Source organism: Enterobacter sp. C6 (genome assembly GCF_008122455.1).
Classification (GTDB): Bacteria; Pseudomonadota; Gammaproteobacteria; order Enterobacterales; family Enterobacteriaceae; genus Enterobacter; species Enterobacter pseudoroggenkampii.
The window spans coordinates 1-7,732 of sequence record NZ_QPFW01000124.1 but is presented as its reverse complement, the minus strand read 5'-3'; the positions used below and the strand labels follow the sequence as shown (position 1 = coordinate 7,732).

Annotated in this window: 6 protein-coding genes; 5 read left to right on the top strand and 1 reads right to left on the bottom strand. The window is 55.3% G+C overall.

What is annotated here, in order from left to right; translation table 11 throughout:
* From DOU50_RS02115 to DOU50_RS02105, 3 genes are all read left to right on the top strand, one after another.
* Window positions 1-1,476: FepA family TonB-dependent siderophore receptor (locus DOU50_RS02115; RefSeq protein ID WP_148768672.1), on the top strand; the 1,476-nt coding region annotated here is incomplete at its 5' end.
* Window positions 1,477-1,638: 162 nt separating this feature from the next.
* Window positions 1,639-2,292, top strand: coding sequence for an enterobactin synthase subunit EntD (entD, locus tag DOU50_RS02110; RefSeq protein ID WP_061715789.1), 654 nt, complete (start codon window positions 1,639-1,641; stop codon window positions 2,290-2,292).
* 323 nt (window positions 2,293-2,615) lie between these two features.
* Window positions 2,616-4,721: a prolyl oligopeptidase family serine peptidase gene (locus DOU50_RS02105; RefSeq protein WP_090417862.1), complete on the top strand. Its 2,106-nt coding sequence runs from the start codon at window positions 2,616-2,618 to the stop codon at window positions 4,719-4,721.
* Window positions 4,722-4,767: 46 nt separating this feature from the next.
* On the opposite strand, the gene betT is transcribed toward DOU50_RS02105, so the two are convergent.
* The gene (gene betT, locus DOU50_RS02100) at window positions 4,768-6,801 is read right to left on the bottom strand and encodes a choline BCCT transporter BetT (RefSeq protein ID WP_024906970.1); all 2,034 of its coding nucleotides are present in this window, start codon (window positions 6,799-6,801) and stop codon (window positions 4,768-4,770) included.
* A gap of 128 nt (window positions 6,802-6,929) precedes the next feature.
* Between betT and betI the strand changes: the two genes are divergently transcribed.
* Both betI and DOU50_RS02090 read left to right on the top strand, forming a co-directional pair.
* Window positions 6,930-7,517 carry a transcriptional regulator BetI gene (gene betI, locus DOU50_RS02095; protein ID WP_029741650.1) on the top strand — a complete coding sequence of 196 codons (588 nt, stop codon included), beginning with the start codon at window positions 6,930-6,932 and terminating at the stop codon, window positions 7,515-7,517.
* 13 nt (window positions 7,518-7,530) lie between these two features.
* Window positions 7,531-7,732 (top strand): aldehyde dehydrogenase family protein (locus DOU50_RS02090; protein ID WP_148768671.1); only part of this gene is annotated, 202 nt, incomplete at its 3' end.

Here is a 7,732-nt window from a genome sequence, read left to right as displayed (position 1 = left end):
GGCGTGGTGCGCTGGGACTTTGCGCCGATGCAGTCTCTGGAATTTGAGGCGGGCTACAGCCGTCAGAACAACCTCTACGCCGGCGACACGCAGAACACCAACAACGACAACAGCTCCAGCGGCCTGGTGAAAAAAAACTACGGCAAAGAGACCAACCGTATCTATCGCCAGAACTTCGCGGTGACCTGGAACGGCGGCTGGGATAACGGCATTACCACCAGCAACTGGGCACAGTACGAGCACACCCGCAACTCCCGTCTGGGCGAAGGGCTGGCGGGCGGCCTGGAAGGTCTGTTCAACAGTAATAAATTTACCGACACCGACCTGGCCGACGTGATGCTGCACAGCGAAGTCAACCTGCCGATTGATTTCATCGTTAACCAGAACCTGACGCTCGGCACCGAGTGGAACCAGCAGCGCATGAAGGACTCGACCTCCTTCACCCAAACCCAGCAGGGCGGCGCGATCCCGGGAATGAGTAACGATCGCAGCCCTTATACCTCGGCAGAGATCTTCTCCCTGTTCGCTGAAAACAACATGGAGCTGACCGACAGCACCATGCTGACCCCTGCCCTGCGCTTCGACCATCACACCATCGTCGGCAACAACTGGAGCCCGTCACTTAACCTGTCGCAGGGTCTGGGGGATAACTTCACGCTGAAGATGGGGATCGCGCGCGCCTATAAGGCGCCGAGCCTGTACCAGACCAACCCGAACTACCTACTCTACAGTAAAGGCCAGGGCTGCTACGCCAGCTCCGACGGCGTGGGCTGCTACATGATGGGTAACGACGACCTGAAGGCCGAAACCAGCATCAACAAAGAGATTGGCCTGGAGTGGAAACACGACGGCTGGCTGGCGGGCGTCACCTGGTTCCGCAACGACTACCGCGACAAGATTGAAGCGGGCTACGCGCCGATTGGTCACACCTCTTCCGGTAAAGTGCAGACCGACATCTACCAGTGGGAAAACGTGCCGAAGGCGGTGGTGGAAGGTCTGGAAGGCTCCCTGAACGTGCCGGTCAGCGACACGATTAACTGGACCAACAACATCACCTACATGCTGCAGAGCAAGAACAAGGAGACCGGCGACCGTCTGTCGATCATTCCGGAGTACACGCTGAACTCAACCCTGAGCTGGCAGGTGCATCAGGACGTGTCGCTCCAGTCGACCTTTACCTGGTACGGCAAGCAGCAGCCGAAAAAGTACAACTACAAAGGTCAGCCGGTGACCGGGTCTGAAAAAGACGAAGTCAGTCCGTACAGCATCGTTGGCCTGAGCGCGACATGGGACATGACCAAAAACGTCAGCCTGACCGGCGGCGTGGACAACGTCTTCGACAAACGCCAGTGGCGCGCGGGTAATGCCCAGACAACCGGAAATACCACCACCGGTGCGTATATGTACGGTGCGGGTGCGTATACGTATAATGAACCGGGTCGTACCTGGTACATGAGCGTGAATACGCGTTTCTGATACAGGCAGTAACTCCCCCTCTCCCTGTGGGAGAGGGTCGGGGTGAGGGCGAGGTGAAAGCAAAACGGCAACCCCGTTGCCGTTTTTAGTGTTTGCTCCCTCTCCCCGTGGGAGAGGGCCGGGGTGAGGGCATCAGGCCGCACAACTCTGAAGGAAAAAACCATGCACACCACCCACAGCACATTTTCTCTCGCTAACCACACCGTCCACCACGTCACCTTCGACCCAACCACCTTCACCGACACCGATCTCCTTTGGCTCCCCCACCACGCTGAGCTTTCCAACGCCGGGCGCAAACGCAAAGCCGAGCATCTGGCAGGCCGCATCGCCGCCGCGTATGCCTTACCTGACCACACCGTGCCCGGCATCGGCCCCAGCGGTGAACCTCTCTGGGCTGACGGCGTATCAGGGAGCATCACCCACTGCGGCACGCAGGCGATGGCGCTTGCCGTCCGTCATCCATATGCGCTTGTGGGTATTGATTGCGAAGCCATTCTTCCTGACCGTGAAGCCCGAGAAATCCAGGACGGCATCATTGATGCACAGGAAGCGATGTGCCTGAAGCGTTCGGGCTACCCCTTTGCGCTGGCGTTGACGTTGGCATTCAGCGCCAAAGAAAGTTTGTTTAAAGCCCTGTTCCCTACGGCAAAGCGCTACATGGGATTCGACTGTGCACGCGTCACTGCGTTGAATCAGAAAACTATCGCGTTGACGCTCAGCCATCCGGCAGGCCGTTATCAGCAGGGAAAATGCTTTAGCCTCGACTGGCAACGTGTTAATGGAGAGGTATATACCTTGATTGTCGTTCAGGAATAATGCTGCCCTGTTTATTGCTCCCGGAAATTAAACACTAAAAATAACGAAACTCTCACTTCCTACCATTTATAATAGCCACCAAAATCTTCCTGAAGCATTTAAAAGTATGCGGGCGAGTTTTTTCATAACAGAATTTGGTCATAAAACCTCGAGCCAGATCAAAAATACGAGGATAAAAAATCAATAAATACAAAATAAGTTATTTCAATTTTATATTTTCAGGAACATTATTCCTTCGCTGTTCTACCTTAACTCGATGTGACTAAGGAAACATGACGTACCCAACTAACGCCACTAACAGAACAACATGAGCCCAGCCAGAAATGAAACATTGTCTGATACCGAGAATAAAACATATCAGCAAGCAGATAATTATTAGTACCCTCGCATTTTTCGGCTGTCTCTTTTTCGTTCATGCTAACGAAAATCCCTATGAGGATGACATGGATCCTTATCATTGGATGGAAACTCACCCCCAACAGACCGCGCGCTGGTTAAATCAACGCTCAAACCAGACGGTTAACATGCTCCACGCCCTTCCCTGGCGAAACGTGCTGGCGAAAAGGTTGAGCGAGTTAGTGAATACGGCCCCCACTATTTCAGACATTTATGATGCGGGAGACAATCGTTTTTATCTCCGCTCATCGGTCGAACATCCCTACCTGCGGCTGTTTGTAAAACAAGCGGGAAAGCCTGAACGTGTGCTCATCGATCCGCCTGTGGGTTATGGGATTAACTTTTTCATTCCTTCACATGATGGTCGCTTCGTTGCCGTTGGGCGCTCACGAAATGGAACGGAAAGCACGGATATCACGGTGATCGGAGTGGCTGATAACGTGGTATTAGACACTCGCATCCCCGCCGTTCGCTACCCCAATGTTGTCTGGGCCGCAGATAATCAGTCCTTTTATTACAGCCTGAACACTACAACTCAGGATTCAGGACGGCAGACCTGCGGCAAGGTCTATCTCCACCATATAGAAAGCAACAACGATATTATGACGTTTGACTGGCGCACCATTCCAGAACTCGCACAGCAGTCCTGCGAAAACGTTAATCTTTACGCCTCCCCTGATTCTGACTACCTGATTGTTAACGTGTCAAAATCCATTAGCGGTTATGGCAGCTCTCTTTTTTCCGCTAAAAAAGACGCAGATGGCAACGGCACGCTCAACTGGATCAGGATTGTTGATCCCGATGAAAATGTTTCTGCCTTTGTTTATTCCGGGGAGTGGATTTATCTGGCGAGCTATAACGCCTCCTCAGGCTATGATATTTCACGCATCAATCTGGCGGCTCCTGCCTCCACCAAAGAACCCGTGATGAGCTGGTCGAACGGAGAGTTAACACAATTAAGCCTGAGCAGGGATTCACTTTATGTGGTTTATCATGACGCTGGCAGCAGTAAATTCATGCGTATTCCGTTTGCTGAAATCAATAAACACCAGACAATTCCGGTCCCCGCAAATGAAGACGTGAGTGCGATATTTGCCAGCAGCGATAGTCAGGACATTCTCTTCACCCGCCAGGGCTGGCTGAAGCCCCCCGTCATTTATCATTATCAACCTGCGGACAACATTATCCAGAAAACAGAGTTAATACCGCCGTTAAGCCAGCCCCTGACAGACTATGTGACGGAAGAAAAATGGGTCACTACAGCAGACAATATTCGCGTCCCACTGACCCTCATATACCGTAAAGGCATTGCGCGCGATGGTTCGGTCCCTACCTGGTTGACGGCTTATGGCGCGTACGGCGTGAGTACGTTTCCTTCATTCGATCTGACCCGTCTGCTCTGGCTGGAACAAGGCGGTATTCTCGCTATCGCGCATGTACGCGGAGGCGGTGAAATGGGCCCTGAATGGCACGAAGCAGGAAGAGCAGATAAGAAAGAAAATTCCATTACCGATTTTATCCGTTGCGCGGAATATCTTATCGACAGTCGCTACACCTCACCGTCAAAACTGGCAATCGGGGGTGAAAGCGCGGGGGGAATTATCGTGGGTATGGCGATGACCCGTCGCCCGGAACTGTTTGCCGCTGTGGCCATAGACGCAGGGATGCTCAATACCAGCCGACTGGATAACATTCCGATAGGCGTGATGAACTATGACGAACTGGGATCGCCGCTGACGCCGTCAGGCAGACTAAACTTATTGAAAATAGATGCTTACCGGCATCTGGTACCTGAAAAACGTTATCCTCCCGTCCTGTTAACCGTGGGCCTGCATGACCAGCGCGTTTCCCCGTGGCAAACAGCAAAATTCGCCGCCCGTTTAGAGGAAATAGGCTCGCCGCGCAGCGTGCTGGTTCTGGCTTACCGTCAGGGAGGACACAGTGCCGCAACCTATGCCGAGGCCGATTCAAAATTAGTCGACACGGTAAGCTTCTTTATCTGGAAAACCGGTCTTCACGTTCAGGATAGATGATAGCGGCACCCGTTACGGGTGCCCTGTCATTCATACACGAAATGGTTCAAACATCCGGGAACATCACGCTATTCCCCGGCGCTTCCCTGTGCAGATGGATAAAGTTCAGGTGCCGTTCATACTGATCCAGAATGTCCGTAATTACCTGCTCCTTGCTGTAGTCCATCAAATCGTTCCCCTGGCTCCCTTCCAGCAGGAAGGTCTCCAGCCGGTAGTAGGTCGATTTCCCGCTGCGCGCCCGGTAGGTAAAGCCGGGGACCGAGTACTGCTGCGGCCAGATCTGGTAGACAAAATTCTGCTCGTCGCCCATGTGCACCAGCAGGTCCAGGTGCCCCAGGGTCTCGCCCTCCTCCGGCGGCAGGTTTTTCAGCTCCACGTAGGCGCCACGCAGCTTAAGTTCCTGCGCCACCTCTTCCATCGCCGGGAAGCAGACCGTCTCCATCATCTGTTTGGTGTAGCGCGTGCCCGGGTAGTTCATCAGGCGCGAGAGGCGTTTCTTCCAGCTCAGCCGGTCCTGCGCGCCCATCGGACGCGGCGCGGTGTCGCGGCTGGCGCTGACGCGGCGGTAATCTTCCACCTTGAGGGACTTATACAACCCGGCCATCACGAAGAAGATAACGAAGCTGAACGGCAGCCCCATGATCACCGTGGTGTTCTGCAGCGCAGAGATGCCGTTGGTCATCAGCATACCGAGCGTCAGCAGGCCGATGGCGACGGACCAGAAGATGCGCAGCCAGTTCGGCGCATCGCTGTTGATGTCCTTCAGCTTCGAGGTGAAGTTGCCCAGCACCAGCGCGCCGGAATCCGCCGAGGTGACGTAAAACAGCAGGCCGGTAATAGTCGCCACGGAGGCGCTAAAGGTGAACGCCGGATACTGCGCCAGCAGGCTGTAGAAGCCTCGCTCCGGGTGCGCCATCGCTTCCTGCGCGAAAGTAGCATTGCCGTGGATAATCTCGTGCAGCGCGCTGTTGCCGAACACCGACAGCCACAGCAGGGTAAAGGTGAACGGGATGATCAGCGTGCCCATCACAAACTGGCGGATGGTGCGGCCACGTGAAATACGCGCCAGGAACAGGCCGACAAACGGCGACCACGCGACCCACCACGCCCAGAAGAACAGCGTCCAGTTGTTCATCCACTCTACAGGGCGGTCGAAGGCGAAGCTGTTCAGCGTCATGCCCATAAAGCGGTTCACATAGTCGCCCACGTTCAGCACTAAGGCATTGAGCAGGAACGAGGTATCGCCCATAAACAGCACGAACAGGATCAGGCCCAGCGCCAGCGCCACGTTCAGTTCGGAGAGCACGCGGATGCCCTTATCGACGCCCGACGTCACCGAGATGGTGGCGATAATGACGGAGAGCGCAATCAGCGCCGCTTTCGCCGCCATCGAATCCGGAATATCAAACAGCACGCTCAGCCCGTAGTTAAGCTGCACCACGCCAATCCCAAGCGTCGTCGCGATACCGAAGATGGTGCCGATCACCGCCGCAATGTCGACGCTGTGGCCAATCGGGCCGTTTATCTTTTTACCGAAAATCGGGTACAGCGCGGAGCGGATGGTGAGGGGCAAATTATAACGATAGCTAAAGTATCCCAGCGCCATGCCCATCAGGGCGTACATCGACCAGCCGGTCAGGCCGTAGTGGAACAGCGTCCAGACCATCGCCTGGCGCGCGGCCTCCATCGTCTGCCCTGCCCCTTCCGGCGGCTGCATATACTGCGTGACCGGTTCCGCCACGGAGAAGAACATCAGGTCGATGCCAATGCCTGCGGCAAACAGCATCGCGGCCCAGCTCAGCAGGCTGAACTCGGGCTTTGACTGCTCAGGCCCGAGCTTCACCGAACCGAAGCGCGAGCAGGCAATGCAGACCACGAAGACGATATAGAGCGTCGCCGCCAGCAGGTAGTACCAGCCGAAGGTCTTCGACACCCAGTTCAGGGTGCGCCCAATCCACTCGGCAGAAAAATCGCGAAAGAAGATCGTTGTCAGGGAAAACAACAAAATCAGCCCGGCAGACGTATAAAAAACGACCGGGTTGATTTTGTCTTTTTCTCTGTCCTGTGAAAGGTCTGTCATCCAGTATCCCCACTGTTTTTGTAACTATTAAAATCCAAATCCGCAACAATTAAGACACATTTTATATTGAACGTCCAATCAAAAACCGCTTTAATGGTTAACCAACGCTGATGAATGGAGTGGCAAAAATGCCCAAAGTGGGGATGCAGCCGATCCGGCGCAGGCAGCTTATCGACGCCACGCTGGAAGCAATAAATGAAGTGGGAATGCATGACGCGACGATCGCGCAGATCGCCCGTCGGGCAGGCGTTTCCACGGGGATCATCAGTCACTATTTCAAAGACAAAAACGGTCTGCTGGAAGCAACCATGCGCGACATCACCGGCCAGCTGCGCGACGCGGTATTGAGCCGCTTACGCGCCCTGCCGAACGCCAGCGCGGAGCAGCGACTGCAGGCGATTGTCGGCGGCAATTTTGATGAAACCCAGACCAGCGGCGCGGCAATGAAGGCCTGGCTGGCCTTCTGGGCAAGCAGCATGCACCAGCCGATGCTCTACCGCCTGCAGCAAGTGAGCAGCCGCCGCCTGCTGTCGAACCTGGTGTACGAGTTCCGCCGCGAACTGCCGCGCGAACAGGCCGAAGAGGCGGGCTACGGGCTGGCGGCGCTGATCGACGGGCTGTGGCTGCGCGCCGCGCTAAGCGGCAAGCCGCTGGATAAGACCCTGGCCCAGTCACTGACCAGCCACTTTATCAGCCAGCATTTACCGACCGAATAACCGAGGAGAATTTATGTCCCGAATGGCAGAACAGCAGCTTTATATCAATGGTGGTTATACATCGGCCACCAGCGGTCGCACCTTCGAGACCATCAACCCGGCCAACGGTGAAGTCCTGGCGAGCGTACAGGCCGCCGGGCGCGAAGACGTCGATCGCGCCGTAGAAAGCGCAACGCGCGGGCAAAAAGTCTGGGCGGCGATGACCGCCATGGAGC